At 68.7% G+C, this 23,597-nt stretch carries 23 protein-coding genes, 1 tRNA gene and 1 riboswitch; of the genes, 9 read left to right on the top strand and 15 right to left on the bottom strand.

Annotated features, from left to right (window positions below; translation table 11 throughout):
- Window positions 1–62: 62 nt before the first annotated feature.
- The gene (locus tag ACI2JO_RS15605; RefSeq protein WP_404721556.1) at window positions 63–932 is read left to right on the top strand and encodes a 3-hydroxybutyryl-CoA dehydrogenase; all 870 of its coding nucleotides are present in this window, start codon (window positions 63–65) and stop codon (window positions 930–932) included.
- Window positions 933–1,012: 80 nt separating this feature from the next.
- A complete protein-coding gene (locus ACI2JO_RS15600; RefSeq protein WP_404721530.1) occupies window positions 1,013–2,767 on the top strand; it encodes a histidine kinase famiy protein in 1,755 nt (584 codons plus the stop codon).
- Between the two features lie 203 nt (window positions 2,768–2,970).
- On the opposite strand, the gene ACI2JO_RS15595 is transcribed toward ACI2JO_RS15600, so the two are convergent.
- Entirely contained in the window at window positions 2,971–5,610 is a 2,640-nt protein-coding gene (locus tag ACI2JO_RS15595; RefSeq protein WP_404721529.1) for a valine--tRNA ligase, read from the bottom strand.
- Between the two features lie 103 nt (window positions 5,611–5,713).
- Here ACI2JO_RS15595 and ACI2JO_RS15590 point away from each other — a divergent pair, with 103 nt between their 5' ends.
- Complete coding sequence (locus tag ACI2JO_RS15590) at window positions 5,714–6,097, top strand: hypothetical protein (protein WP_404721528.1); 384 nt, start codon at window positions 5,714–5,716, stop codon at window positions 6,095–6,097.
- Window positions 6,098–6,104: 7 nt separating this feature from the next.
- Here ACI2JO_RS15590 and ACI2JO_RS15585 read toward each other — a convergent pair whose 3' ends face one another.
- The 4 genes from ACI2JO_RS15585 to ACI2JO_RS15570 all read right to left on the bottom strand — a co-directional run bounded on the left by ACI2JO_RS15585 (window position 6,105) and on the right by ACI2JO_RS15570 (window position 11,089).
- Entirely contained in the window at window positions 6,105–8,141 is a 2,037-nt protein-coding gene (locus ACI2JO_RS15585; protein WP_404721527.1) for a prolyl oligopeptidase family serine peptidase, read from the bottom strand.
- A gap of 96 nt (window positions 8,142–8,237) precedes the next feature.
- Window positions 8,238–8,843, bottom strand: a complete 606-nt coding sequence (locus tag ACI2JO_RS15580) for a DUF2497 domain-containing protein (RefSeq protein ID WP_404721526.1) — start codon at window positions 8,841–8,843, stop codon at window positions 8,238–8,240.
- A gap of 30 nt (window positions 8,844–8,873) precedes the next feature.
- Window positions 8,874–10,403, bottom strand: a complete 1,530-nt coding sequence (locus ACI2JO_RS15575) for a TolC family outer membrane protein (protein WP_404721525.1) — start codon at window positions 10,401–10,403, stop codon at window positions 8,874–8,876.
- Between the two features lie 11 nt (window positions 10,404–10,414).
- Complete coding sequence (locus ACI2JO_RS15570) at window positions 10,415–11,089, bottom strand: protein-L-isoaspartate O-methyltransferase (protein ID WP_404721524.1); 675 nt, start codon at window positions 11,087–11,089, stop codon at window positions 10,415–10,417.
- Between the two features lie 142 nt (window positions 11,090–11,231).
- Here ACI2JO_RS15570 and ACI2JO_RS15565 point away from each other — a divergent pair.
- A tRNA-Cys gene (locus ACI2JO_RS15565) sits at window positions 11,232–11,305 on the top strand.
- Window positions 11,306–11,315: 10 nt separating this feature from the next.
- Here ACI2JO_RS15565 and ACI2JO_RS15560 read toward each other — a convergent pair.
- The 4 genes from ACI2JO_RS15560 to ACI2JO_RS15545 all read right to left on the bottom strand — a co-directional run bounded on the left by ACI2JO_RS15560 (window position 11,316) and on the right by ACI2JO_RS15545 (window position 14,526).
- Window positions 11,316–12,092 (bottom strand): ABC transporter ATP-binding protein, encoded by a 777-nt coding sequence (locus ACI2JO_RS15560; protein ID WP_404721523.1) that lies wholly within the window; start codon window positions 12,090–12,092, stop codon window positions 11,316–11,318.
- Window positions 12,089–13,051, bottom strand: coding sequence for a FecCD family ABC transporter permease (locus tag ACI2JO_RS15555; RefSeq protein ID WP_404721522.1), 963 nt, complete (start codon window positions 13,049–13,051; stop codon window positions 12,089–12,091). Before ACI2JO_RS15555 ends, ACI2JO_RS15560 begins: the two co-directional genes overlap by 4 nt.
- A complete protein-coding gene (locus tag ACI2JO_RS15550; protein ID WP_404721521.1) occupies window positions 13,048–13,881 on the bottom strand; it encodes an ABC transporter substrate-binding protein in 834 nt (277 codons plus the stop codon). The genes ACI2JO_RS15555 and ACI2JO_RS15550 overlap by 4 nt, the downstream gene beginning before the upstream one ends.
- A 79-nt stretch (window positions 13,882–13,960) precedes the next feature.
- Window positions 13,961–14,140, bottom strand: a riboswitch (cobalamin riboswitch).
- Window positions 14,140–14,526: a (deoxy)nucleoside triphosphate pyrophosphohydrolase gene (locus tag ACI2JO_RS15545; RefSeq protein ID WP_404721520.1), complete on the bottom strand. Its 387-nt coding sequence runs from the start codon at window positions 14,524–14,526 to the stop codon at window positions 14,140–14,142. (Overlaps the previous riboswitch by 1 nt.)
- A gap of 44 nt (window positions 14,527–14,570) precedes the next feature.
- Here ACI2JO_RS15545 and ACI2JO_RS15540 point away from each other — a divergent pair, with 44 nt between their 5' ends.
- A complete protein-coding gene (locus tag ACI2JO_RS15540) occupies window positions 14,571–14,771 on the top strand; it encodes a Flp family type IVb pilin (RefSeq protein WP_404721519.1) in 201 nt (66 codons plus the stop codon).
- 150 nt (window positions 14,772–14,921) lie between these two features.
- Window positions 14,922–15,095 carry a Flp family type IVb pilin gene (locus ACI2JO_RS15535; RefSeq protein WP_184033697.1) on the top strand — a complete coding sequence of 58 codons (174 nt, stop codon included), beginning with the start codon at window positions 14,922–14,924 and terminating at the stop codon, window positions 15,093–15,095.
- A gap of 77 nt (window positions 15,096–15,172) precedes the next feature.
- Here ACI2JO_RS15535 and ACI2JO_RS15530 read toward each other — a convergent pair whose 3' ends face one another.
- The 4 genes from ACI2JO_RS15530 to ACI2JO_RS15515 are packed head-to-tail and all read right to left on the bottom strand — an operon-like array spanning window position 15,173 to window position 18,913.
- Window positions 15,173–16,123 (bottom strand): acetyl-CoA carboxylase carboxyltransferase subunit alpha, encoded by a 951-nt coding sequence (locus tag ACI2JO_RS15530; RefSeq protein ID WP_404721518.1) that lies wholly within the window; start codon window positions 16,121–16,123, stop codon window positions 15,173–15,175.
- 9 nt (window positions 16,124–16,132) lie between these two features.
- A complete protein-coding gene (locus ACI2JO_RS15525) occupies window positions 16,133–17,029 on the bottom strand; it encodes a tyrosine-type recombinase/integrase (protein WP_404721517.1) in 897 nt (298 codons plus the stop codon).
- Window positions 17,026–18,795, bottom strand: coding sequence for a hypothetical protein (locus ACI2JO_RS15520; RefSeq protein ID WP_404721516.1), 1,770 nt, complete (start codon window positions 18,793–18,795; stop codon window positions 17,026–17,028). The genes ACI2JO_RS15525 and ACI2JO_RS15520 overlap by 4 nt, the downstream gene beginning before the upstream one ends.
- Window positions 18,776–18,913: a hypothetical protein gene (locus ACI2JO_RS15515; protein WP_184033684.1), complete on the bottom strand. Its 138-nt coding sequence runs from the start codon at window positions 18,911–18,913 to the stop codon at window positions 18,776–18,778. The genes ACI2JO_RS15520 and ACI2JO_RS15515 overlap by 20 nt, the downstream gene beginning before the upstream one ends.
- Window positions 18,914–19,011: 98 nt before the next feature.
- Here ACI2JO_RS15515 and ACI2JO_RS15510 point away from each other — a divergent pair, with 98 nt between their 5' ends.
- From ACI2JO_RS15510 to ACI2JO_RS15500, 3 genes are all read left to right on the top strand, one after another.
- Complete coding sequence (locus ACI2JO_RS15510) at window positions 19,012–19,575, top strand: shikimate kinase (protein WP_404721515.1); 564 nt, start codon at window positions 19,012–19,014, stop codon at window positions 19,573–19,575.
- Window positions 19,572–20,672: a 3-dehydroquinate synthase gene (gene aroB, locus ACI2JO_RS15505; protein WP_404721514.1), complete on the top strand. Its 1,101-nt coding sequence runs from the start codon at window positions 19,572–19,574 to the stop codon at window positions 20,670–20,672. Before ACI2JO_RS15510 ends, aroB begins: the two co-directional genes overlap by 4 nt.
- 177 nt (window positions 20,673–20,849) lie before the next feature.
- Window positions 20,850–21,674: an alpha/beta fold hydrolase gene (locus tag ACI2JO_RS15500; RefSeq protein WP_404721513.1), complete on the top strand. Its 825-nt coding sequence runs from the start codon at window positions 20,850–20,852 to the stop codon at window positions 21,672–21,674.
- Window positions 21,675–21,879: 205 nt separating this feature from the next.
- On the opposite strand, the gene ACI2JO_RS15495 is transcribed toward ACI2JO_RS15500, so the two are convergent.
- Both ACI2JO_RS15495 and eno read right to left on the bottom strand, forming a co-directional pair.
- On the bottom strand, window positions 21,880–22,122 hold the full coding sequence (locus tag ACI2JO_RS15495; protein WP_335307597.1) for a septum formation initiator family protein: 243 nt from the start codon (window positions 22,120–22,122) through the stop codon (window positions 21,880–21,882).
- Between the two features lie 117 nt (window positions 22,123–22,239).
- On the bottom strand, window positions 22,240–23,520 hold the full coding sequence (gene eno, locus ACI2JO_RS15490; RefSeq protein ID WP_404721512.1) for a phosphopyruvate hydratase: 1,281 nt from the start codon (window positions 23,518–23,520) through the stop codon (window positions 22,240–22,242).
- Window positions 23,521–23,597 lie beyond the last annotated feature (77 nt).

The raw sequence follows: 23,597 nt of genomic DNA, 5'->3' as shown, positions 1-23,597 counted from the left end.
GCTGCTGGCGCATCGTCGTCGCGGCAGGTTAAAGGCGCGTCAACATGAATAGGAGATGGCAGATGCAGGTGGTCGGCGTAATCGGCGCGGGGCAGATGGGCGCGGGCATCGCGCAAGTGTCGGCCGCGGCAGGCTATCGCGTATTGCTCAGCGACGTCGACGCGGCACGCGCGGAGGCGGGCAAGGCGGGGATCGCCAAGCGGCTGGCACGCGCGGTCGACAAGGGGCAGATCGACGCCGCCGCGCGCGACACGATGCTGGCGCGGATCGAGCCGGTCGCCGGCGCCAGCGACTTCGCGCCATGCGATCTGGTGATCGAGGCCGCGACCGAGCGCGAGGAGATCAAGCGCCGGATCTTCGCCGATGTCGGCGCGGTGCTGCGCCCCGACGCGGTGCTCGCCTCGAACACCTCGTCGATCCCGATCACGCGACTGGCGCAGGCCGCGCCCGACCCGGCGCGCTTCATCGGCGTGCACTTCTTCAATCCGGTGCCGGTCATGGGACTGATCGAGGTGATCCGCGGCCTCGCCACCGCCGACGCCACCGTCACCGCAATCGAGCAATATGCCGAGCGGCTCGGCAAGGCGGTGGTGCGCGCCAACGATGCGCCCGGCTTCATCGTCAACCGCGTGCTGATGCCGATGCTCAACGAGGCGATCTTCGCGCTCGGCGAGGGCGTGGCGACGATCCGCGACATCGACCTCGCCTGCCAGCTCGGGCTCAATCATCCGATGGGGCCGCTGACGCTCGCCGACTTCATCGGGCTCGACACCTGTCTCGAGATCATTCGCGTGCTGTTCGAGGGGACCGGCGATCCCAAATTCCGCCCCGCCCCGCTGCTCGTCAAATATGTCGAGGCCGGCTGGTACGGCAAGAAAAGCGGGCGCGGCTTCTATGACTATTCGGGTGCGGAGCCGGTGCCGACCCGTTGATCTAGATTATTTTCCGATCCCTCCGCCGGCCGGCGCGACCTTTCTTGCGCCGGCCGATCGGGGTGCGTAACAACCCGATAATGAACGACAAGGTGTATCCGTCCGACCCGAACCGGCATGACGATGTCGACCCCAGTGGACTGGCCGCCGGTCGTCCTGCCGAAGGCACGATGGATGTCGGCGCCAGCGAGCCGATCGAACGGCCCGGTCTGCACCACTGGCGCGAAAGCACGATCACCGATCCGAATCTCCAGGATCGCGGCGGGGTGTTCTTCGCCGCGATCGAGATGACGCGGATGCCGATGCTGCTCACCGATCCCAGCAAGGACGACAATCCGATCGTCTTCGCCAACAAGGCGTTCCTCGACCTCACGGGCTATGAGGAGGACGAGGTGCTGGGGCGCAACTGCCGCTTCCTGCAAGGCGCGCAAACCGATCGCAACGCGGTCGCCGAGCTGCGCGAGGCGGTGCGCACCCGCTCGTCTGTCGCGCTCGAACTGCTCAACTACCGCCGTGACGGCTCGCCGTTCTGGAACGCGGTGTTCATCGGCCCGGTCTATGACACGCAGGGCACGCTGCAATATTTCTTCGCCAGCCAGCTCGACGTCACCCGCCGCCGCAATTCGGAGCAATCCTACCGGCAGGCGCAGAAGATGGAGTCGATCGGCCAGCTCACCGCCGGGCTCGCGCACGATTTCAACAATCTGCTCCAGGTGGTGAACGGCAACCTTGAACTGGTCACGCATACCAAAGACCCGGAGCGGGTGAAGCGCTATGTCGCGGCGGCGCAGTCCGCTGCCGAGCGCGGCGCCAAGCTGACGCGGCAGTTGCTCGCCTTCGCGCGCAAGACCCGGCTCGAGCCGCGCCCGCTCAACCTCACGCATCTGGTGTCCGAATTCAGCGAGCTGATCGAAAGCTCGGTCAACAAGCAGGTCGACATCCACCTCAGCCTGCGCCGCGGGTTGCAGCATGTCGTGGTCGACCCCGACCAGCTTGAGATGGCGTTGCTCAACATCGTCAACAATGCGCGCGACGCGATGCCGAACGGCGGGCTGGTGACAATTTCCACCCTGCCCCGCCACCTCAACGGCGATGCCGCCGCGCACGATCTGCCGTCGGGCGACTATGTCGTGCTACAGGTCGAGGACAATGGCGAGGGGATGAGCCCCGAGGTGGTCGAGCGCGCTACCGAACCGTTCTTCACCACCAAGGGCACCGGCAAGGGCACCGGACTGGGGCTGGCGATGGCCAGCGGCTTCGTCCGCCAGTCGGGCGGGCGGCTGGAGATCGAGAGCACGCCGGGCACGGGCACGATCGTACGAATGCTGTTCCCGGTCATGCAGCCGGAGCGAAAGCCCGTGACCGAACAGGCCGAGGCCGAAGCCGCCACCAGCGCGCCGCGCGACGGCGCCGAACATATCCTCGTCGTCGAGGACAATGACGAAGTGCTGGCGATCGCGCGCGAAATTCTGGAGAGCGCCGGCTATCGCGTCTCGACCGCGATCAGCGCAGAGGCCGGGTTGAAGGTGTTCGAAGCGGTCCACCCGAAGGATCGCTTCGACCTGCTGTTCACCGATCTGGTGATGCCCGGCGGGATGAACGGGCTGATGCTCGCCGACGCGATCGTCGAGCGCGACGCCGCGGTGTCGGTGTTGATGACCACCGGCTACAACGAGGAACTCGTGGTCGGCGGCCCGCGCGCCCGTGCCACCGACGTGCTGAGCAAGCCCTACCGCCGCTCCGAACTGCTCGATCGCGTCCGGCTGGCGCTCAACCGCCGCGGCGAAGGCGGCAAGCGCCGCACCCGCTCCGATTTCGGCGCGGTACAGGCGTAAGCGCCGCCAGCCTCTCCGTCATTGCGAGTGCAGCGAAGCAATCCATAGCGTCCTGGTCAGCCCCTGGATTGCTGCGCTCGCAATGACGAAACACCGCAACCCCGTTCGTGCTGAGCCTGTCGAAGCACGTGCCACGCGGGACACGCCCTTCGACAAGTTCAGGGCGAACGGAGCGTTTCAAGTCCCCCGCGACAAAACAGGCATCACCCCAGCCGCGCCAGCGCCGCTGCGAACCGCTCGGCATCCGCGCTTTTTTCGGCGTGATCGGCGCGCGCCTTCTCGACCGCCTCGGGCTTGGCGCGCTCGACGAAGCTGGCGTTGCCCAGCCGTCCGGCCAGCGCATCGCGCTCCTTCTCCGCCGCCGCCAGCGACTTCTGCAAGCGCTGCCGCTCGGCATCGAGGTCGATCACGCCCTCCAGCGCCAGCGCGAACGTTTCCGCACCCCACAGGATCGGCGCGCGCGCGCCCTGCGCCTCGCCCGCGGTCAGCGTCACCCGCGCCAGCCGCTCGACATAAGGCGCGATCTCCGCCGGAACCGCACCAGCGCCGGTGTGCAGCGCGATCTTCGCGCCCGGCGGCACGTTGAGTTCTGCGCGCGCGCCGCGCACCGCCTCGACCAGCTCGACCGCGCGTCCGATCTGCGCCGTCGCCGCCGGATCGAGCGCACGTGCGTCCGCCATCGGCCAGTGCGCGACGATCAGCTCATGCTCGCGGGGAGCGAGCGCGTGCCACAATTCCTCGGTGATGAACGGCATGAAGGGGTGGAGCAGGATCAAGATCTGATCGAGCACCCAGCCCGCGACCGCCCTCGTCTCGTCGTCGATCGCGCCCTTGATCAGCTCAAGATACCAGTCGCAGAACCGGCTCCACACGAATTGATAGATCGCGTTCGCCGCCGCATCGAAGCGATAGTCGGCCAGCGCGAGGTCGACCGCCTGCACCGCCGCCACCGTTTCGGCGATGATCCACTTGTTGACCGCCAACGCCGCGACGGGCGGCTCGATCGTCGTCGACCCACCAATGCCGTTCGCCTGCGCGAAGCGGCTGGCGTTCCACAGCTTCGTCGCGAAGTTGCGATACCCCTCGACGCGCTTCTCATCCATCTTGATGTCGCGGCCCTGGCTTTCCATCGCCGCCATGAAGAAGCGCAGCGCGTCCGCGCCATAAGCGTCGATCAGCCCGAGCGGATCGACAGTATTGCCCTTCGACTTCGACATCTTCGCGCCGTCCGCCGCGCGGACGAGGCCGTGCAGGTAGAGCGTCTTGAACGGCACGTCGCCCATGAACTCGATGCCCTGCATCATCATCCGTGCGTCCCAGAAGAACAGGATGTCGAAGCCGGAAATCAGCACGTCATTGGGGTAGCGGCCGCCGAGCGTCGGGTCGGCGGCGTCGGGCCAGCCCATCGTCGCGAACGGCCACAACGCGCTGGAGAACCACGTGTCGAGCACGTCTTCGTCCTGCCGCAGCGCGACGCCCTCGCCCGCTTGGCGCTGCGCCTCCTCGGCGCTCTCGGCGACGAAGATGCGGCCATCATCCGCGAACCACGCCGGAATCCGATGCCCCCACCACAATTGCCGCGAGACGCACCACGGCTGGATGTTCTCCATCCAGTTGAAGAATGTCTTCTCCCACGTCTTCGGCACGATTTTGATCTTGCCCGAGCGTACCGCCTCGATCGCCGGCTTCGCCAGCGTTGCGGCATCGACATACCATTGGTCGGTCAGCCACGGCTCGATCACCACGCCCGAACGGTCGCCGTAGGGCGTCTGGATCGTCCGCGCCTCGGCGTCGTGCTCGACGCCCTCCTTGTCGACATGCGGGATCAGCACGTCGTCGGCCTTCAGCCGCGCGACGACCGCCTTCCGCGCCTCGGCGGTGCTCAGCCCGAGAAACTCCGCCGGGATCAGACCATCGGCGGTCTGCACGACCCGCGCCTGCGCATCGAGCATGTTGAGCATGTCGCGCGCCTCGATCCCGGCGCGGCGGCCGACCTCGAAGTCGTTGAAATCATGACCCGGCGTGATCTTCACCGCGCCCGACCCCAAAGCCGGGTCGGCATGTTCGTCCGCCACGATCGGGATCAGCCGCCCGGTGATCGGCAGCCGCACCTGCTGCCCGACCAGCGCGCGATAGCGCTCGTCCTCCGGGTGCACCGCGATCGCCATATCGGCGAGCATCGTCTCGGGCCGCGTCGTCGCGACGTCGATATGCCCCGATCCGTCCGCGAGCGGATAGCGCAAATGCCAGAAGCTGCCGCGCACCTCGCGCGTCTCGACCTCGAGGTCGCTGATCGCGGTGCCGAGGCCCGGGTCCCAGTTCACCAGCCGTTTGTCGCGATAGAGCAAACCGCGCGCGTGCAGCTCGACGAATACCTTCAGCACCGCCTTGCTGAAGCCCTCGTCCATCGTGAACCGCTCGTTGGCCCAGTCCATCGAGCAGCCGAGCCGGCGCAGCTGGCGCGTGATCTGCCCGCCGCTTTCCGCCTTCCATTCCCACACCTTGTCGACGAACGCCTCGCGCGACAGGTCGGTGCGCTTCTCGCCCGCCGCCGCCATCTGCCGCTCGACCACCATCTGCGTCGCGATGCCCGCGTGGTCGGTGCCGACCACCCACAAGGCATCCTTCCCCTTCAGCCGCGCGTGCCGCGTCAGGATATCCTGCAACGTGTTGTCGAGCGCATGGCCAATATGCAGCGAGCCCGTCACGTTGGGCGGCGGGTTGACGATCGTCCACGGCTCCGCATTCGGACGATCGGGGCGGAACAGGCCCTTGTCCTCCCAATGGGCGTACCATTTGGATTCGATGGCGGCGGGATCGAAGGTCTTCGGAAGCTCGGTCATGTCCGTGTCTGTAGCCACGGTCGCCCGCGCTGAGAAGCCGCCGCCCAACACTTGCTTAACCTGCGCGACCTATCAACCGGATCGACGGGGCAAGACTGACGAAATGAAGCGATTCCAGAACGATCATGATGAGATCCGCGCGGCGATGGAGCGCTTTGCCGCGCTGTTGACGCGCGGGCACGATGCGATCGCGGCCGAAATGTTGCGGGAGCGCGTGCTGTTTTCGCAGCTGTTGCACCGCCACCGGGTCGACGAAGACGATCAAACCTCCGCCACGCTACCCGGTGCACCGCTCGCCGCTGCGCTGGCAGCGGACATGCAGTCGTTGCTCGCCGAATATAGCGCACACGTCCGCGCCTGGCCGCCCGCGCGCATCCCCGCCGAGTGGGATATTTATACGAAGGCGGTGCTCAAGCTGCAGCAGCGGATGCGGATGCGACTGGCGTGGGAAGAACGCGAGCTGTTCCCGCGCCTCCCCGCCGCCTGATCTTCAATCAGCGAACGCCCGCCCCCTTCGTCCAGCGGTTCATCCAACCCAGCACCTCGCGATACCATTGCCGCGAATTCGACGGCTTCAGCACCCAATGGTTTTCGTTCGGGAACACCAGCAGGCGCGACGGGATGTCGCGCCGCTGGAGCGCGGTGAACGCCGCCAGCCCTTGCGTGTAGGGGATGCGGAAGTCCTTCTCGCCGGTGATCACCAGCTGCGGCGTCTTCCACTTGTCGACGTAATTGACCGGGTTCCACTTCTCGAAAGCCTGCGGGTCCTGGAAGTACGCCTTGCCGCCATGCTCCCATTCGTCGAACCACAATTCCTCGGTCTCATAGGCCATCGCGCGCGCGTCGAAGACGCCGTCGTGCTGGACGATGCACTTGAACCGATCGGGCCATCGCCCCTCGATCCAGTTCATCATATAGCCGCCATAGCTCGCGCCGAGCGCGCAGGCGTTGTCGCCGTCGAGCCACGCGAACTTCGTCGTCGCGGCGGCGAGGCCCTTCTGCAGGTCCTCGAGCGGCCAGCCGCCCCAATTGTTGCGGATCGCGTCGGTGAACGCCTGCCCGTAACCGGTCGAGCCGTGGAAATCGACCGCGACCAAGCCATAACCGGCACCCGCGAACACCGCGGGGTTCCAGCGGTACGACCAACTGTTGTTGCTCGATCCCTGCGGCCCGCCGTGCACCATAAACGCGACCGGAACCTTGCCCCCGGCGCCATATGGGCGCACCGCATAGCCCCAGACGGTGTCCCCGTTCGCGCCCTTGAAGCTGAACCGCTCCACCGTTGGCATCTCGATACCGGCCAACCGCGCCGCGTTCACCTGCGTCAACCGCAACGTGCTGCGCTGCGGCCCGACGCGATAAAAATCGTCGGGCGCGGTCAGGCTGTTCATCGCCACCACCACGCCCTGCGGACCGACCGCGACGCCCGAGACATGCCCCTCGCCGGTCAGCCGCGTGACCTGTCCATGCGCGATATCGACCTGGAACAGCGGCGTTTCCTGCGTGTCGTCGGCGGTGACATAAAGAGAGCGCGAATCGGGCGCCCATTGCAGGGACCCCGGCGAGCGATCCCAGCGCTCGGTCAGCGAGACGGTCTGCCCCGTCGCCAGATCGCGCACCATCACCACGAACCGATCCGCTTCATAACCCGCGCGCCGCATCGCCAGCCACGCCAGCTTGCGCCCGTCGGGCGACACCGCCGGCTGCGTATCGGTCGCCTGATTGGCGGCGGTCAGGTTCGTCGGCGCGGCGCTGCCGTCGGCAGGTACCGAAAAAATATCGAGATTCGTCGACAGCGGCTCGATCCGTCCGGGCTCGCGCAGCGCGAAATAGACGGTGCGGCCATCCGGGCTCCAGTTCACTTCCTCCGCGCCGCCAAACGGCTTGGACGGCGTGTCCCCCAGCAACGCGGGTGCCAGCGCCTGCCCGTTGCCGCGTGCACCCGCAGCCGTCAGCGGCAGCACGAACAGCTGCGAGCGATTGCCGTCCGCCCACGTATCCCAATGCCGCACGAACAATCGATCGTACGTGCGACCGTTGCCGGCATTGGCGGGCTTCTTGTCGGTCGCCGGCTCCAGCGACGGCGCGCCGGGGCGACGGTCCGCCCAGATCAGCACGCGGTCGCCGGTCGGCGCAACCTTGAAGCCGTTGAACCCGCCCTTGAAATCGGTCAGCCGCCGCGGCGTCCCGCCCGTTACCGGCACCGACCAGAGCGCATCGTCGGCGGTGAAATAGACGGTGTTGCCGACCAGCTGCGGATCGTTCTCGTCGAGCTGCGGATCGGCGGCGAGCTTCACCGCCGGCGCCCCCTTGCGCGACAGGTCGAGCTTCCACAGGTCGTACCGACCACGATCGGCAGCGACATCGGTTTCCCGCTGCGCCCAGACCAGCCAGCGACCGTCCTTTGACATTGTCGGCGCGCCGACGCGGCTGAGCGTGGTCACGTCATCGATGGTGAGTTGCCGGGCGAGCGCGGGCGCGGCGGCGGAGGCGGCAAGCACGAACAGAGTCGCGGAGGTCAGCATCTTCATGCCCGCGATGATAAAGCAGAAGGTTGCGTGAGAGACAATCAGGCCGTCGGGATCAGTTTCCCTGGCCTTCCTTCGTTGCCCCGGGCCCTTCGGCTGTTACCCCTGCTTGGTGATCTTGGCGATCTCGCGCGCCACCATCTGCTCGACCAGCTGCGGCAGGTTCTGGTCGAGCCAGTCGCTCAGCATCGGCCGCAGCATTTCGCGCACCAGACCTTCCAGCGTTCCGTCGCCGTCCGGCTCGGGCTTGACGATCAGCTTCGACAGCGCGCCCAGCGCGCCGCGCGTCGCCTGCACGGTCGCGGCCGACACGACCGGCGGGTCGTCGCGTGCCGGTTCCGGCACAGGCGCCGATGTCGGAGCAGCCGCTACCGGCGCGGGTTCGGGAAGCGGAGCGGGCGTGACGCCCGCAGGCGAGGCAGCAGCCGGAGCCGGAGCCGGAGCAACCGACGGCGCGATCCGCTCCTCGAACGCCTCGGCCATGCGCGGCGGCGCGAACGAGGCAGGCGGCGGAGCCACCGGCTCGGGCGCGCCCAGCGGCTCGTTCAGCTCCAGGATCTGGTCGCGGACCGGTTCGTCATCGTCGCGCGTCACCGGCGCGGGCGGCGGCGCACGCCGCGGCGCGGGCGCGTCGCCCTCCTTGATGACCCGCTTGATCGAGGCGAGGATGTCTTCCATCGACGGCTCGCCGCTCAAATCCCCCATCGGGTCAACCTCACAACGCTGCCCGAGTGATCACGGGCGTGGTGTGTCGACACCTGTCGTCAATGCAGGCGTCCTGTCAACATTGCTTTCGAGCAGCGGATCGAGCGGACGCGTCACGACCGCGGTCTGCGCGGGGCTGTCGGAGGTGCTTCGCGACACCGGAACGGCGCGCTGTCCGTCATCGAAGTCGTTCAGCTTGCCACGGACTTTGGCGAAATGGATCGTCGGATCATACAATGGTCCGCCGTCCAGTCCCAGATCCTCCGCTTCGGCATGGCCCATCGCCGCCAGCAGCGCGAAGCCCGCAACATAAGCGTCGCGGCGCGCCGAAACGAGCGTCACCTGGCTGTTGAGCAGTTCCTGCTCGGCGTTGAGGATGTCGAGCACGGTACGCGTGCCGACGCTGTTCTCGGCGCGCACGCCCTCAAGACTCAGCTTGTTGGCGTTGACCGCCGCCTCGCTCGACGCGATCACCTCCAGCGAGGAGCGCCACACCGCATACGCCGAGCGCGCCGAGGCGATCACCTGTCGCTCGGTCGCGGTCGCCTGTTCGATTGCCTGCCCGCGCAATTCCTGCGCCTGCCGCACCAGCGCCCCCGGACGCCCGCCCTGATAGAGCGGCACGTTCAGCGTTACGCCCGCGCTGGTCGCATTGCCGGTCTGGAGGCTGCCAAGTCCGGTCGCGCTGCCCTGCCCGAGCGAGCCGAGAAAATTGAAATAATTCTGCCCCAACGTCGCGTTCACCTGGGGACGACGGTTGGCGCGCGCGACGCGGATGTCGTAATCGGTGGCGTCGCGCACGCGCCGCGCCGCAATCAGGTTCGGATTGTCCTGCATTGCGATGTCGACCGCGCCATCGGCGGACGGCGGAAATGCCGGCAGCGCGGGCGGTGATTCCAACACACCCGGTGGCGATCCGACCAGCCGCACGTAATTCTCGCGGCTGGAGATTAGCGTCGCCTGCGCCGATTGCAGCTGCGCGCGCGCGAGGCTCAAGCGCGCCTCGGACTGCGCGACGTCGGTGCGGGTCAGATCACCGACCTCGAACCGGTCGCGGCTGGCGCGCAAATTGGTTTCCAGCACGCGGACGTTCTGCGTGTTGAGCCCGACGATCGCCTCGTCGCGAATCACATTGTTGTAGGCGCTGACCACGTCGGTAAAGGTCGTCGCCTCCGTGCCGCGAAGGTTCGCCTGCCCGGCCTCGACGCGCGTCTCCGCCGCCAGCACGCCGTTGCGGACGCGTCCGCCCTGATACAGCGGCACCGTCACGCCCAATTGCGCATCCAGCCGGCGTTCTGGCGTCGTGAAGCTGTTGCCGCCGCGCAGGAAATTGTCGGTCAGCCCGGTCTGCGCCGAAGCACTCGGTCGTCCCTGCGCGCGCGCGATCGGCACGTTCTCGTCGTTGGCGCGCTGCGCCGCGCGCTGCGCGTTGAGCGTCGGATTGTCGCGATAGGCGCGCACCAGCGCCTCGCGCAGCGTCTCCGCCGACGCAGGGATCGCCCCGGCCAGCACCAGCGTGACGGCAACCGATGACAGCAGCGACGGCGAGCGAAGGCGCAAGGGGGTGATCCTTAGAAGGTGAAATTGCGCGGGCGCGCGAAGCCGGGAAGCGGGACCGAATCGATGTCTGCGAACGGCGTCAGCGCAGTCGCCGCGCCGCGGTGCGTTCCTGCCGCCAGCCGGAACACGCCACGATCGACCAGTCCGCTGACGATCCGCCCGCCATCGGCGACCTGCGACGCCAGCGTCGACGGCAGCTCCTCGATCGCGCCGTCGACGATCAGTACGTCATAGGGCGCGCCGGCCGGATGGCCGTGCTCCAGCGGCCCTTCGACCAGCGTGACGTTAGGGGTCTGCGCCAGCGCGTCGCGCGCATGCGCGGCCAGCGCGGGAAGTGATTCCACGGCGACCACCTCGGCGACCAGCGACGCCAGCACCGCGGCGGTATAGCCCGCCGCCGCGCCGATCAGCAGCACGCGGTCACCCGGCTGCAACCGCGCCTGCACCAGCAGCCGCGCGGTGGCGAGCGGCGTGTTGAGCGCGCGCCCCTGCCCCAGCTCGACCGCGCGATCGACATAGGCGAGCGCGGCGGCGTGCGCGGGCACAAAGCGCTCCCGCGGCACCTCGGCCATCGCCGCGACGATGCGCGGATCGTTGACCTGCGTGGTGCGCAACTGGCTGGCGACCATCGCCTGGCGCATCGCGGTGAAATCGTCATTCCGGAGAGCGGGGGCGGAGAGGGTCATGAGCCGTCCTGTGGCATAGCTGTTTTATCGATGCAACACACGTTGCGCCAACGGGCTTGTATCGCGCGCGGAACACACTTTGCAATCGGCGGCTTGACATCATGCCGCCACGCCCGCATCTGCGCGCCCTCACCGGCCTCGAGGCGCGATGGCGGAGTGGTGACGCAGAGGACTGCAAATCCTTGCACCCGGGTTCGATTCCCGGTCGCGCCTCCAGCGGCCCGTGTCATCCGGGCCGCCCGACCGGAACAATGTAGCGCTGCCCCGTGGCGGTGATGCCGGTCTCGACGGTCAGCCCGTAGGTCTCGCCGACCAGCGCGGCGGTCAGCACGTCCTCCGCCGCCCCGGACGCCACCACGCGACCGTCACGTAGCAGCACGACATCGTCCGCCAGCCGCGCCGCGAGGTTCAGGTCGTGGACCACCAGCACCACCCCGCTACCCCCCGCCGCAACCGCGCGAAGCTGCGCGCCGACCTCGAGCTGGTGCGCCGGGTCAAGGCTGGCGAGCGGCTCGTCGGCGAGCAGCCACTCGGGCTGTCCGGCGAGCACCCGCGCCAGCAAGGCGCGCGCGCGCTCCCCGCCCGACAGATGCTCGACCCCGCGCCGCGCGAAGCCGGTCATGCCGGTCGCGGCAAGCGCCGCCTCCACCGCGACGCGGTCCGCAGCCGTCTCGCCCCAGCGCCCGCGCCACGGCAGTCGCCCGAGTGCGACCAGCGTCGCCACGTCGATGTTCCAGTGCACGTCCGCCGCCTGCGGCAGAAAGCCGATCCGCCGCGCCCGTGCCTGCGCCGACAGCGCCCGCACGTCGGCCCCATCCAGCGCCGCACGCCCGGTCGCGGGTACGTGCAGCCCGGCGAGGCACGCCAGCAGGCTGCTCTTCCCCGCCCCGTTCGGGCCGAGCAGCGCGGTGACACGCCCGCCCGCAAAGGCGGCATCGACCGACTCCAGAACGGTCTTGCCGCCTAGCGTCAGCGTGACGCCTTCCGCTGACAGCATGCTCATGCCAGCCGCCGCCGCATCGCGATCAGCAGGTAGAGGAAGAACGGCCCGCCCAGCATCGACATCGCGATCCCGAGTCGCAGCTCGCTGACCGTCGGGGCCAGCCGCACGAGGCTGTCCGCCAGCGTCAGCAGCAACGCACCGGCCAGCGCAGCGGGCAGCAAGGTCGCGGACGGGCGATGCCCCGCAAACGGCCGGACGAGATGCGGCACGATCAGCCCGACGAATCCGATTACCCCCGCCGCCGCCACCGACGCGCCGACCGTCAGCGCGACGCCGACGATCACCGCCAGTTGCAGTCGCCGTGGATCGACTCCCATCGACCGCGCCGCCTGTTCGCCCAGCGTCAGCGCGTCGAGCGACCGCGCGGTCCGTGCCAGCACCGCCAGCCCCAGCGCGATCAGTGGCACCGACACCATCACCTCGTCCCAGCTCCGGTCGGTCAGCGCGCCCATCAGCCATGTCATGATCTCCGACGCGGCGAAGGGCGTCGGCGCGAGGCTGAGCGCCAGCGCGGTCAGCGAGCCGGTGATACTGGTCAGAATCATCCCCGCGAGCGTGAACAGGATCAGGCTGCCCGACCGCCCCGCGATCAGCGCAAGCGCCCCCATCGTGACCGCGGCGCCGGTCAACGCGAAACCAGGCAACAGCCACGTCTGCGCCGCGTAACCGAAATACAGCGAGCACACCGCCCCGAACGCCGCCCCGGACGACACGCCGAACAGCCCCGGATCGGCGAGCGGGTTGCGCAGATAGCCCTGCATCGTCGCCCCCGACATGCCCAGCGCCGCGCCGACCGCCAGCGCAAGGATCGTGCGCGGCAGTCGCAGCTCGACGATGATGATCGAGCGCGGATCGGCGGCGGTCCAGCCGTCGAGCGGCACCCACACCTTGCCCGCCGCCACCGACAGCATGGCGACGAGCAGCACGCCCACTGCCAGCAGCATCGTCGCGCGCGTCATCGTGCCGCCACCTGCGCGCGCACGGCCCGCAACCGCGCTATCGCATCGACGATCGTCGGCCCGCCGCAATTCATCAGCCGCCCGGCGAACGGCGCGATCGTCACGCGCGTTCCCAGCCGCCGCAATGCGCGATGCCGCTCCATCCGCTCCCCCGCCCCTTGCGCGGCGGCGACCGACAGCACGACGCGCGGCGGATCAGCGAGCAGATATTCCAGCGGCAAAACGTCCCAGCGCTTCAGCCCATAGCCCGCGCTCGCGTTGCGAAACCCGGCCAGCCGCAGCATTTCGTCGGGCAGCGTCCCTGCCCCCGGCACCAGCCCGCCCGGCCCGAAGATGACCGCCGGCACCGGGCGCACGGCGGCGGGATGTGCGGCCGCGGTGATCCGCCCGGCCAGCGCCGCTCCCCGCGCGGGATGCCCGATCGCGTCCGCAAGATCACGCACCTGCTGTGCGCTCTCCGCGATCGAGTCGGGCAGCGCGAATTGCCGCAGCCTGATATGCATCCGCGTCAGCGCCGCGACCGTGGCAGGCGCGACATGCCCGCTCGCCACGACCAGATCGGGACGCAACGCCACCACTTCCTCCGCCGTCCCCGAGGTCGCCGGAAAGCGCCGCGCCCAGGCGATCGGCACCGAGGTGGCGCGCGGATCGTGCGAATAGTGGCTGACCGCCGCGATCTGCGCCGGATCGGCGACCTGCATCAGCATCGCGTCTAGACAGGGGTTAATCGACACGACGCGCGGGGCTCGCGCCGGTGCCGCACCGGTCAGCGCCGGCACGGCCAAGGCGACCGCCGCCACGCGCACAATTCGAGAATATCTGTCGCTCAATCCGTCATCCCCACGCCGACCCGACCCGTTCGTCGTCGCGCGGGAAAATTCCCGATCGCCCGGCACACCCCGTCCGCGCGAAGGACAACCGCGATCGGGCAGGTCTCCTGGCTCCCGGGTCGTCGCCGTTCGCCCGGCCTTCCCGGAACGCACGCGATCCAGTGGCACACGGGGGGCGAGCGGCTCGCCGGTCACAGTTGCGGGGGCAGCTCCGGATCGTTGCCTACCGGATTCCCTCACCTGATCGCATCGCCGGGCCTAGCCGTCCGCCAGGGCGCGGGCAAGCGCCGCCAGCAGCGGCACGTCGACCGGCGGCATCGGCAGCCGTGCCAGCACCGGCGGGCGCTCCCAGCACAGCGCCTCCGCCGCCAGCGCCCGCGGTTCGCCACGCCACGCGACGCAGTGATACAGCAGCATCGTCACCGGCATGTCGGTGGCAAAGCCGAGCGGCATCAGCGCGTCGACTGCCACCCCGATCGCCAGCTCCTCGTCCAGCTCCCGAACCAGCGCAGCGGCGGGATGCTCGCCGGGCTCCACCTTGCCGCCGGGGAATTCCCACAGCCCGCCATGGCGTTTGTCGCGCGGACGTTGCTGCATCAGACAGCGCCCGTCCGCATCCACCAACGCCGCGGCGACCACCAGCATCGCTTTCGATCCTTCCTTAACCTGCCGCGGCTATCCTGCCGCCCATGCCACGTCCAGCCGCCCGCCGCTCCCGGTCCGACTTGCTTCGGTCGCTCGCCCGACAGTCGCGCGGCGCAACGGTGGTTGAATACGGGCTGATCGTCGCGCTGATCGCGCTCGCCGCGATCGGCGGCATGTCCGCGATCGGCCATCCGGTGACCGGGCTGTTCGCGTCGATCAACAGCAATCTGACGATGGTGCGTTAGCGCGCGAGGATCTGCGCTGTCCCAGGTTGCTGAACAAAATCATAGGCTCGCACTTAAACCTTTATCAACCCTGCGCTTCTAGAACGATCACTGATGGACCTGAACGGGACGTCGGCGGGTACAGAATTTAGGTTGCTACTGGAGATCGACATGCAGAAGATTCGCTCGTTCCTGAAGAACAGCAAGGGCGCGACCGCGATCGAATACGGGCTCATCGCTGCCCTGATCGCGGTGGCTGCGATCGCCGCGATGCGCGGCATCGGCACGCAGCTCAACACCACCTTCTCCAACGTTCAGACGAAGATGGCGAACAATCCGGGCTAAGCGTTGAACGACGGTAACCAATAGGGCGGCGGGACAATGGTCCCGCCGCCCTTTTCTTTGTCACATTCACCGGGCGCCTAGCCGACGCGCCCCATCTTCAGAAACTTCATACGGCGATCCTGCCGCAGCGCGTCCGGCGTCAGCAACGCCAGATCCCGCAGCATCCGCTCGAGGCAATCGCCCAGCGCGCGGATCGCGCCGTCGCGGTCACGATGCGCGCCGCCCAGCGGCTCGGGGACGATCGCGTCGATCACGCCCAACGCCTTCAGGTCCTGCGCGGTCACCTTCATCGCTTCCGCAGCGTCAGGGGCCTTGTCGGCGGTCCGCCACAGGATCGACGCACAGCCCTCGGGCGAGATCACCGAATAGACCGCATGCTCGAACATCAGCACGCGATTGCCGCTCGCCAGCGCGATCGCGCCGCCCGAGCCGCCTTCGCCGACCACCGCCGCGACCATCGGCACGCCGAGCGCGAGGCACGCCTCGGTCGAGCGCGCGATCGCTTCCGCCTGCCCGCGCTCCTCGGCCTGGATACCCGGAAACGCGCCGGACGTATCGACCAGCGTCACCACCGGCAGCCCGAAGCGATCGGCCATCTCCAGCAAGCGGATCGCCTTGCGATAGCCCTCCGGCTTGCCCATCCCGAAATTGTGGCGCAACCGGCTGGCGGTGTCGTCACCCTTCTCATGGCCCAGCACCATCACGCGCTGCCCGCGAAAGGTCGCAAAGCCACCCAAGATCGCCTGATCGTCACCGAACGCGCGATCGCCGGCCAGCGGTACGAATTCGTCGAACAGCCCGGCGACATAATGCTTGAAGTGCGGCCGCTCGGGATGACGCGCGACCTGCGTCTTCTGCCATGGCGACAGCTTGCCGAACGTGTCCTTCAACAGCTTGTCCGACTTCGCCTGCAGCTTGGCGATCTCGGCGGAAATGTCGACGGTGCCCTCGGCGCCGGTCTCGCGCAGTTCGTCGATGCGCGCCTGCAGCTCGGCGATGGGCTTCTCGAAGTCGAGGAAAATTCGCATCGGGCGCAGCTAGGCGCGCTTTCGCAACGCGTCAACGAGTGGGTGACGCTCGTTGACCAGCTCGATCAGCCGGCTGCTGTCGACATGGGTGTAGATTTCAGTGGTCGCGATATCGGCATGGCCCAGCATCGTCTGCAGCGCGCGCAGGTCCGCGCCGCCTTCCAGCAGGTGCGTCGCGAAGGCGTGGCGCAGCACGTGCGGGCTGATCCGCTCGGGCGCGATGCCCGCTTCCGCGGCGAGCGCGCGCACCAGCTGGAACAGCCGCACGCGCGAGATATGCGTCGCGCCCGAGGGGAACAGGAACGCGCGGTCGGTGGCGACATGCGCGCGCCACGCCGCCACGGCCGCGCGCGCGCGGTCCGAGATCGGCACCAGCCGCTCGCGCCCGCCCTTGCCCTTGAGGATCAGGAACGGCCGATCGGGATGGATCGCACCGCGCGGCAGCGAGACGAGTTCGGTCGCACGCAGCCCCGATCCATAGAGCAGCTCGAACAGCGCCGACAGCCGCAGGTCGGTCGGGATCACCGGATCGCGCGCCAGCCGCGCGTCGATCGCCGCGAACAGCCGGTCGACGTCGCCGTGATCGAGCGTGCGCGGTAGCCGCCGCTGCATCCCCGGCCGCGGCAAGGCCGGCGAGGGATCGTCGGCGCGGTCGCCCTCGTCGATCAGGAACCCGAAGAACCGCCGCAGCGCCGCCGCCTTGCGCGCCACCGTCGCCTTCGACAGCGCGTCCCAGCCATCCGCCAGCCGCTCCAGCGCCGCGCCGTCCGCCGCCGCCAACCCACCGTCCAGCGCCGCGGACGCCAGCATCAGGTCGCGGCGATAGGCGGCCAGCGTGTTCTGCGCCGCTCCCGCCTGTGCCGCCATCATCTCCAGAAAGCGATCGATCGCGGCCGCGTCGCTCACAGCCGCGCGATCGCCTCCGCCGCGATCATCCGCGCCTCGCCGTCCAGCCCGACCGCGCGCAACGCCCGGACGATGTGGAACAGCGCGGCGGGCGGCACATTGGCCCAGCCATCGGCCTGCATCCCGACCGCCGCGAGCAGCAGGACCGTTCCCGCCTGCCCCTCGCCCGCGGCACGCTCCAGCGCGCTGGTCCAGGCGTTGCGCTGCGCGACCGGCACCGCCAGTTTCCCGGCGAGATCGTCGACGGCCGCCGCGGGCAGCCGCCCGAGCCCCGCCATGCCAGCAAAGAACAACTGCCGCTTGCGGTCGGCCAATCCGCCCGTGGGCGCATAGTCAGTGATCGTCGATGCGGACAATTGCGTGATCGCATCCGGGTCGGCGAGCAACAGCATCGCCCAGCCGTCGCTGCCCACCGGCACCGCGCCCTGCCAGCGCTGCGCGGTGCGATCCAGCCCCGCCGACAGCATCGACGCGATCAGCCGGTCGGCCTGCGCCTCGTTGGCGCGCGCCGGCAGCCGTGCGGCGGCGCGTGCGGTCAGCACCAGCCGCGCATAGCGCGTCGCGGGCGTCTCCGCCGCCTCCCACAGCTTGACCATCGCCGCGATCCGCGTCGCGCGATCATTGCCGACATAGGCGTCGCGCAGCATTGCCGCCGTGTTTGACAGCGCGGCGGGCGCGTCAGTCCCTTCGGCGATCGCCGCATAGAGATCGACCATTGCCGCGCTCGACAACACGCCCAGCGCCGCCGCGCGATCCGCGACGGCGGCGCGTTCGGCAAGCGGGATCGCCGGGGCCAGCGCCTGCCAGCCGCGCACCTGCGCACCGACCGTGCCGTAAAGCTCTTCCGGCACCGCGACCCCGGTCGCGGTCGCGAGCCCGAATCGCCACGCCGTCAGCTGGACCACCGGCGCCCACTCGATCGTCACCGCCTGCCGGCTGTTGAGCCCGGCACCCATTACCTTCTGCGCCAGCGCCAGATCGATCCCGCTCGCAACGCGGCGACGGCGAATGTCGGCGATCAACGGCTGGGTACGTCCGGCCCCGGTCAGCCCGGCGCACATCGCGCGCGCGACGATCCACGCCCGCTCGCTCTCACCCGCCGTCGCGGCGAGCGGACACAGCCCGGCGGGATCGCCGGTCGCGAGCGCCGCCTGCATCCACACTTCGCGCAGCTTCGGGGTCACCCGGTCGCTGTCGACCGCCTGTGCGACGGCCCGCGCGGACACCGATTCGCCCATTCGCAACAACAACCACGCGCGTTCGGCGGCGAAATCGGCACCGTTGACGCGCGGTGGCGTGTCGATTTGCGCCACCAACAGTCGCCGCAGGCTGATCGACAGCCACCGCGACGGCAAAGGCGCTGACAGATAGCGCATCAGCCGCTCGACATAGCGCCCGTCCGCGCTCCCGAACGCCTCGCCCACAAACCCCCGGTCGGCCCCGACCGCCGCCAGCGAGCGCCGCGCGAACGATGGCAGCACGTAGCTGGGGGTCGGCTGCGGGCTCGGACTGGCGGTCGGCGTAGAAAACGGAAGCGGCGGAAGCGGCGGCAACGGCCCGGCCGGGGTCGTCGCCTGGACGCGCGGCGCATTGGCCGGCGCGGTCGCGGCCGGGCTCGGCTGCGCGGCCGGCGCCTGTGCAGGCGCCGCGTCGCCGAAGCCGGGCGGCAACAGCGATTCGGGACGGTCCTGCGCGATCGCCGCCGCCGCAAGGCCGAGCGCCGCGACGCCGGCCAGCGCGGCGCGTTTAGCCGGCGAGATTGCCAAGCTCGACCGCCTTCTCGACACGCGTGACCGGCTGCTCGGTCGCGCGGCCCGCAAAGAAGAACAATGCGCCCACCACGATCACCAGCAGCACGACGACGGAGACAATCAACCGGGTCATGTAATTCCCAACCTGCACACGCGACCTGTGACTCAGCCCCGGCGGGCTGCGTGCCTGCTGTTGCCGGGGACGGAACGCGCTGTATAGCCGCAGGGACGATGTTGCAAAGCCCGCCCGTCCCGTCCCGCCGCCCGCCCCGCCGTCCGCCCCGCTGGACCGGCCGCCCGATCGTGCTTGTGGGTTTGATGGGCGCGGGTAAGTCGACGGTCGGCCGCCGGCTCGCGTTGCGCCTGGCGCTCCCGTTCGTCGACGCCGATACCGAGATCGAGACGGCGGCCGGCATGTCGATCCCCGACATCTTCGCGCAATACGGCGAGGCCTATTTCCGTGATGGCGAGCGCCGGGTGATCCAGCGGCTGATCGACGGCCGGCCGAAGGTGATCGCGACCGGCGGCGGCGCGTTCGTCAACGACGAGACGCGCGCGCTGATCCTGTCCGACGCGCTCGCGATCTGGCTCGACGCGCCGGTCGAGGTGCTCGCCGAGCGGGTCAAGCGCCGCGACACCCGCCCGTTGCTGCGCGGCAAGGACCCGGCGACCGTGCTGCGCGAGCTGGCCGCGGTCCGCAACCCGCTCTACGCGCTCGCGCATCTGCGCATTCCCAGCGCGAATACCCCGCACGATATGACGGTGCGCGCGATCATGGAGGCCCTGAGCAAATGACGACCGTGACCGTGGCGCTCGGCGACCGCAGCTACGACGTGCGGATCGAGCCGGGGCTGCTGGCGCGCGCCGGAGAGGCGCTCGCGCCGATCGTCGGCACGCGCCCGGTGGTGATCGTCGCCGATGCCGATGTCGTCGGGCATCTCGCCACGCTTACCGCCGCGCTCGACGCGGTTGGCCTTCGTCACGCCGAGATCGTCCTGCCCTCGGGAGAGGGCTCGAAGAGCTGGGCGACACTCGAGCGGCTCACCGACGAGCTGCTCGCGCTCGGCGTCGAGCGCGGCGATCATGTCGTGGCGCTCGGCGGCGGGGTGATCGGCGACCTGGTCGGCTTCGCGACCGCGATCCTCAAACGCGGCTGCGGCTTCGTGCAAATCCCCACCACCTTGTTGTCGCAGGTCGATTCGTCGGTCGGTGGCAAGACCGGGATCAACGCGCGCGCCGGCAAGAACCTGATCGGCGCGTTCCACCAGCCCAAGATCGTGCTGATCGACCCCGACGTGCTCGACACCCTGCCCGCGCGGCAGGTCCGCGCCGGCTATGCCGAGGTCGTCAAATACGGGCTGATCGACGACGCGGACTTCTTCGCGTGGTGCGAGGCGAACGGCGCGAAGCTCCTGGCGGGCGATCCCGACGCGCGCGTCCACGCGATCGCGCACGCGGTCGCCGCCAAGGCGCGGATTGTCGGCGAGGACGAGTTCGAGACGACCGGCCGCCGCGCGTTGCTCAACCTCGGCCATACCTTCGGTCATGCGCTGGAAGCGGAGGCAGGCTTCTCCGACCGGCTACTCCACGGCGAGGCGGTCGCCGCCGGCTGTGGCCTCGCCTTCGCCTTTTCCGCCGCGACCGGCCGCTGTTCGGCGGACGATGCCGCGCGCGTCGCCGCGCACTGGCGCGAGAGTGGTCTGCCCGACGGCCTCGCCGCCTCGGGCGTCACCGCCCCGCCCGCGCGGCTGGTCGAGCATATGCGCCACGACAAGAAGATGGCGGCGGGCACGTTGCCCTTCCTGCTCGCGCACGGCATCGGCCAAACCTATCTCGACAGTACCGTGGCGCTCGACCAGGTCGAGGCATTCCTCGGCGAGCCTGGGCGCTGACCCCTCCCACGTCATTCCCGCGCAGGCGGGAATCCAGACGCGCGGGTCCGTCGGTAGGAACGCAGCGGCAAAGATCCTGGATTCCCGCCTGCGCGGGAATGACGAAACGGGTGTTGGACTAGGCAAGGAACGCCCTTCCGAACCACCCGTTACGGCTGCTCTGCCAAGGAGAGCCACATGCCGTATATAAAGACGCGCGACGGGACCGACATCTACGTCAAGGATTGGGGCGAAGGTCGCCCGGTCATCCTCATCCACGGCTGGCCGCTGTCCTCGGACAGCTGGGACCCGCAGATGAAGGCGCTCGCCGACGCTGGCTTCCGTGCCATCGCCTACGACCGCCGCGGGTTCGGCCGGTCGGGCCAGCCGTGGTCGGGCTATGACTATGACACGCTCACCGACGATCTCCATGACGTCATGGAAGCTGCGGGTGCCACGGAAGATGTCACGCTCGTCGGCTTCTCGATGGGCGGCGGCGAGGTCGCGCGCTACCAGAGCCGCTACGACGGCAAGGGCGTGACGTCCGCCGCGCTGATCAGCTCGGTCGTGCCGTACATGCTCAAGACCGACGACAATCCCGATGGCGTGCCCGAAGAAACGCTGCAGCAGATCGCCGATGGCATAGTGAAAGACCGGCCAAACTTCTTCCGCTCCTTCTTCAAGGACTTCTTCGGCGTCGGCTATGTCACCAGTCCGGTCAGCGAAGCGACGCTCGACTGGGCGTGGCGGCTGGCGATGCAGGCAGGACTGCAGCCGACGCTGAAATGCGCCGAGAGCTTCGGCCACACCGATTTCCGCCCGGATCTCCCTGCCTTCCGCGTGCCGACGCTGGTTCTGCACGGCACCGCCGACAAAACCGTCCCGATCGACACAAGCGGCCGTGCCGCGGCAGCCGGGATCGCGAACGCGCAACTGGTCGAATATGACGGCGCACCGCACGGGCTGTTCGCGACCGAAGGCGAGCGGCTGACCCAGGATCTGCTCACCTTCCTCGGAAGGTAAGGTCGTCGTTTTCAGGCTTGACCCGGGATATCGCTTCTCCTGTCGCAAGAGAGCGGGGTCCCGGAGCAAGTACGGGACAACGACCCCTCGTCGTTGCGAGCGCAGCGAAGCCATCCAAGGCCGGATACCGGCCCCCTGAGTTGCTTCACTACGCCCGCAATGATGGAGGGACTTTGGTCTAAGGCCTATCTACCGACCGAGAACCTCACTTCAGCGGGACGATCACCTCGTCCGGATGCGCGACGTTCAGTTCCTTGCGCACCAGCTCGTCGACCATATCCGGGTTGGCGTGCCGCGGATCGAGCAGCGTCACGCGGTTCTGCAACATCGCCCGCCGCTGATCGAGCTGCGCGTATTGCTTCTCCCGCGCCACGAGTTGCCGCTTGTAATCGCCCAGCGCGATCAGCCCGTTTGGCCCCAGCACCGCATAGGCACCGAAAAACGCCATCACCGCCACCGCAAGGGCGGGGACGGCGGCACGCCGAAGCGTTTGCGAGAGGCGATTGGATGGGCGAGGCATAACGTCAGCGATTCTCGCGAGTCGCCTCGCCCTTTGCAAGCCCTATCAGCGGTTCCGCAGCACGTCCCGACCCGCATAGCGCGACATCGTGCCCAGTTCCTCCTCGATGCGGATCAGCTGATTGTACTTCGCCAGCCGGTCCGAGCGCGCGAGGCTGCCGGTCTTGATCTGCCCGCAATTGGTCGCGACCGCCAGATCGGCGATCGTCGAATCCTCGGTTTCGCCCGAACGGTGCGACATCACCGCGGTGTAGCCGGCGCGCTCGGCGACGCGGATCGCCTCAAGCGTCTCGGACAAGGTGCCGATCTGGTTGACCTTCACCAGCAGCGAATTGGCGAGCCCCTGCCCGATTCCGTCGCGCAACCGCTTCGGATTGGTGACGAACAGATCGTCGCCGACCAGCTGCACCTTCTTGCCGATTGCGTCGGTCAGCGCCTTCCAGCCCTCGAAATCGTCCTCGGCCATGCCGTCCTCGATCGAGAAGATCGGATAGCGCGCGGCGAGATCGGCGAGATACTCGGCCATCGCGCCCGGCTCGAGCGTCAAATTCTCGCCCGAGATGACGTACTTGCCGTCCTTGAAGAACTCGGTTGCGGCGCAGTCGAGCGCCAGCATCACGTCGTCGCCCGGCGTATAGCCGGCGCGCTCGATGGAGGTCATGATGAAGTCCAGCGCGTCGGTGGTGCTGGCGAGATTTGGCGCGAACCCGCCTTCGTCGCCGACTGCGGTCGCCAGCCCCTTCTCGCTCAAGCCCTTCTTGAGCGTGTGGAAGATCTCCGAGCCGCAGCGCACCGCCTCGGCCAGCGATTCCGCGCCGACCGGCACGATCATGAATTCCTGGAAATCGATCGGGTTGTCGGCATGTTCGCCGCCATTGATGATGTTCATCATCGGCACCGGCAGCACATGCGCCGCGACGCCGCCGACATAGCGGTACAGCGGCAGCCCACGCGCATCCGCCGCGGCCTTCGCTACCGCCAGGCTGACGCCGAGGATCGCGTTCGCGCCCAGCCGGCCCTTGTTCTCAGTGCCGTCCAGCTCGATCATCGTCTGGTCGATTTCGAGCTGGTCCTCGGCGTCGAGCCCGATGATCGCGTCGGCGATCTCGTCGTTGACCGCCTCGACCGCGTCGTCGACGCCCTTCCCGCCCCAGCGGGCCTTGTCGCCGTCGCGCTTCTCGACCGCCTCGTGCGCGCCGGTCGACGCGCCCGACGGGACCGCCGCGCGACCGAAGCTGCCGTCGTCGAGCAGCACATCGACCTCGACCGTCGGGTTGCCGCGGCTGTCGATGATCTGGCGTCCGTGCAGGTCGATGATTGCGGTCACGAAACGATCCTCCTATTTTCTGCCGGCGCGGCAGGGCATGGTGCCTCCTAGCGGGCGCCCGGCGATGCTGCAACGCG

Source organism: Sphingomonas sp. NPDC079357, from assembly GCF_044901155.1.
In the GTDB taxonomy this organism is placed as follows: domain Bacteria; phylum Pseudomonadota; class Alphaproteobacteria; order Sphingomonadales; family Sphingomonadaceae; genus Sphingomonas.
This window is presented reverse-complemented; position numbering and strand designations above follow the sequence as displayed.

What these genes read in the sequence shown, in the direction of transcription:
- ACI2JO_RS15595 (WP_404721529.1), bottom strand. Translation starts at nt 5,610, where the DNA reads ATGACCGAGCTTCCGAAGACCTTCGATCCCGCCGCCATCGAATCCAAA.
- ACI2JO_RS15510 (WP_404721515.1), top strand. Translation starts at nt 19,012, where the DNA reads ATGTTGCAAAGCCCGCCCGTCCCGTCCCGCCGCCCGCCCCGCCGTCCG.
- ACI2JO_RS15580 (WP_404721526.1), bottom strand. Translation starts at nt 8,843, where the DNA reads ATGGGGGATTTGAGCGGCGAGCCGTCGATGGAAGACATCCTCGCCTCG.
- ACI2JO_RS15540 (WP_404721519.1), top strand. Translation starts at nt 14,571, where the DNA reads ATGCCACGTCCAGCCGCCCGCCGCTCCCGGTCCGACTTGCTTCGGTCG.
- ACI2JO_RS15515 (WP_184033684.1), bottom strand. Translation starts at nt 18,913, where the DNA reads ATGACCCGGTTGATTGTCTCCGTCGTCGTGCTGCTGGTGATCGTGGTG.
- ACI2JO_RS15590 (WP_404721528.1), top strand. Translation starts at nt 5,714, where the DNA reads ATGAAGCGATTCCAGAACGATCATGATGAGATCCGCGCGGCGATGGAG.
- ACI2JO_RS15600 (WP_404721530.1), top strand. Translation starts at nt 1,013, where the DNA reads ATGAACGACAAGGTGTATCCGTCCGACCCGAACCGGCATGACGATGTC.
- ACI2JO_RS15560 (WP_404721523.1), bottom strand. Translation starts at nt 12,092, where the DNA reads ATGAGCATGCTGTCAGCGGAAGGCGTCACGCTGACGCTAGGCGGCAAG.
- ACI2JO_RS15585 (WP_404721527.1), bottom strand. Translation starts at nt 8,141, where the DNA reads ATGAAGATGCTGACCTCCGCGACTCTGTTCGTGCTTGCCGCCTCCGCC.
- ACI2JO_RS15545 (WP_404721520.1), bottom strand. Translation starts at nt 14,526, where the DNA reads ATGCTGGTGGTCGCCGCGGCGTTGGTGGATGCGGACGGGCGCTGTCTG.
- aroB (WP_404721514.1), top strand. Translation starts at nt 19,572, where the DNA reads ATGACGACCGTGACCGTGGCGCTCGGCGACCGCAGCTACGACGTGCGG.
- ACI2JO_RS15605 (WP_404721556.1), top strand. Translation starts at nt 63, where the DNA reads ATGCAGGTGGTCGGCGTAATCGGCGCGGGGCAGATGGGCGCGGGCATC.
- ACI2JO_RS15495 (WP_335307597.1), bottom strand. Translation starts at nt 22,122, where the DNA reads ATGGCGTTTTTCGGTGCCTATGCGGTGCTGGGGCCAAACGGGCTGATC.
- ACI2JO_RS15530 (WP_404721518.1), bottom strand. Translation starts at nt 16,123, where the DNA reads ATGCGAATTTTCCTCGACTTCGAGAAGCCCATCGCCGAGCTGCAGGCG.
- ACI2JO_RS15535 (WP_184033697.1), top strand. Translation starts at nt 14,922, where the DNA reads ATGCAGAAGATTCGCTCGTTCCTGAAGAACAGCAAGGGCGCGACCGCG.
- ACI2JO_RS15500 (WP_404721513.1), top strand. Translation starts at nt 20,850, where the DNA reads ATGCCGTATATAAAGACGCGCGACGGGACCGACATCTACGTCAAGGAT.
- ACI2JO_RS15555 (WP_404721522.1), bottom strand. Translation starts at nt 13,051, where the DNA reads ATGACGCGCGCGACGATGCTGCTGGCAGTGGGCGTGCTGCTCGTCGCC.
- ACI2JO_RS15570 (WP_404721524.1), bottom strand. Translation starts at nt 11,089, where the DNA reads ATGACCCTCTCCGCCCCCGCTCTCCGGAATGACGATTTCACCGCGATG.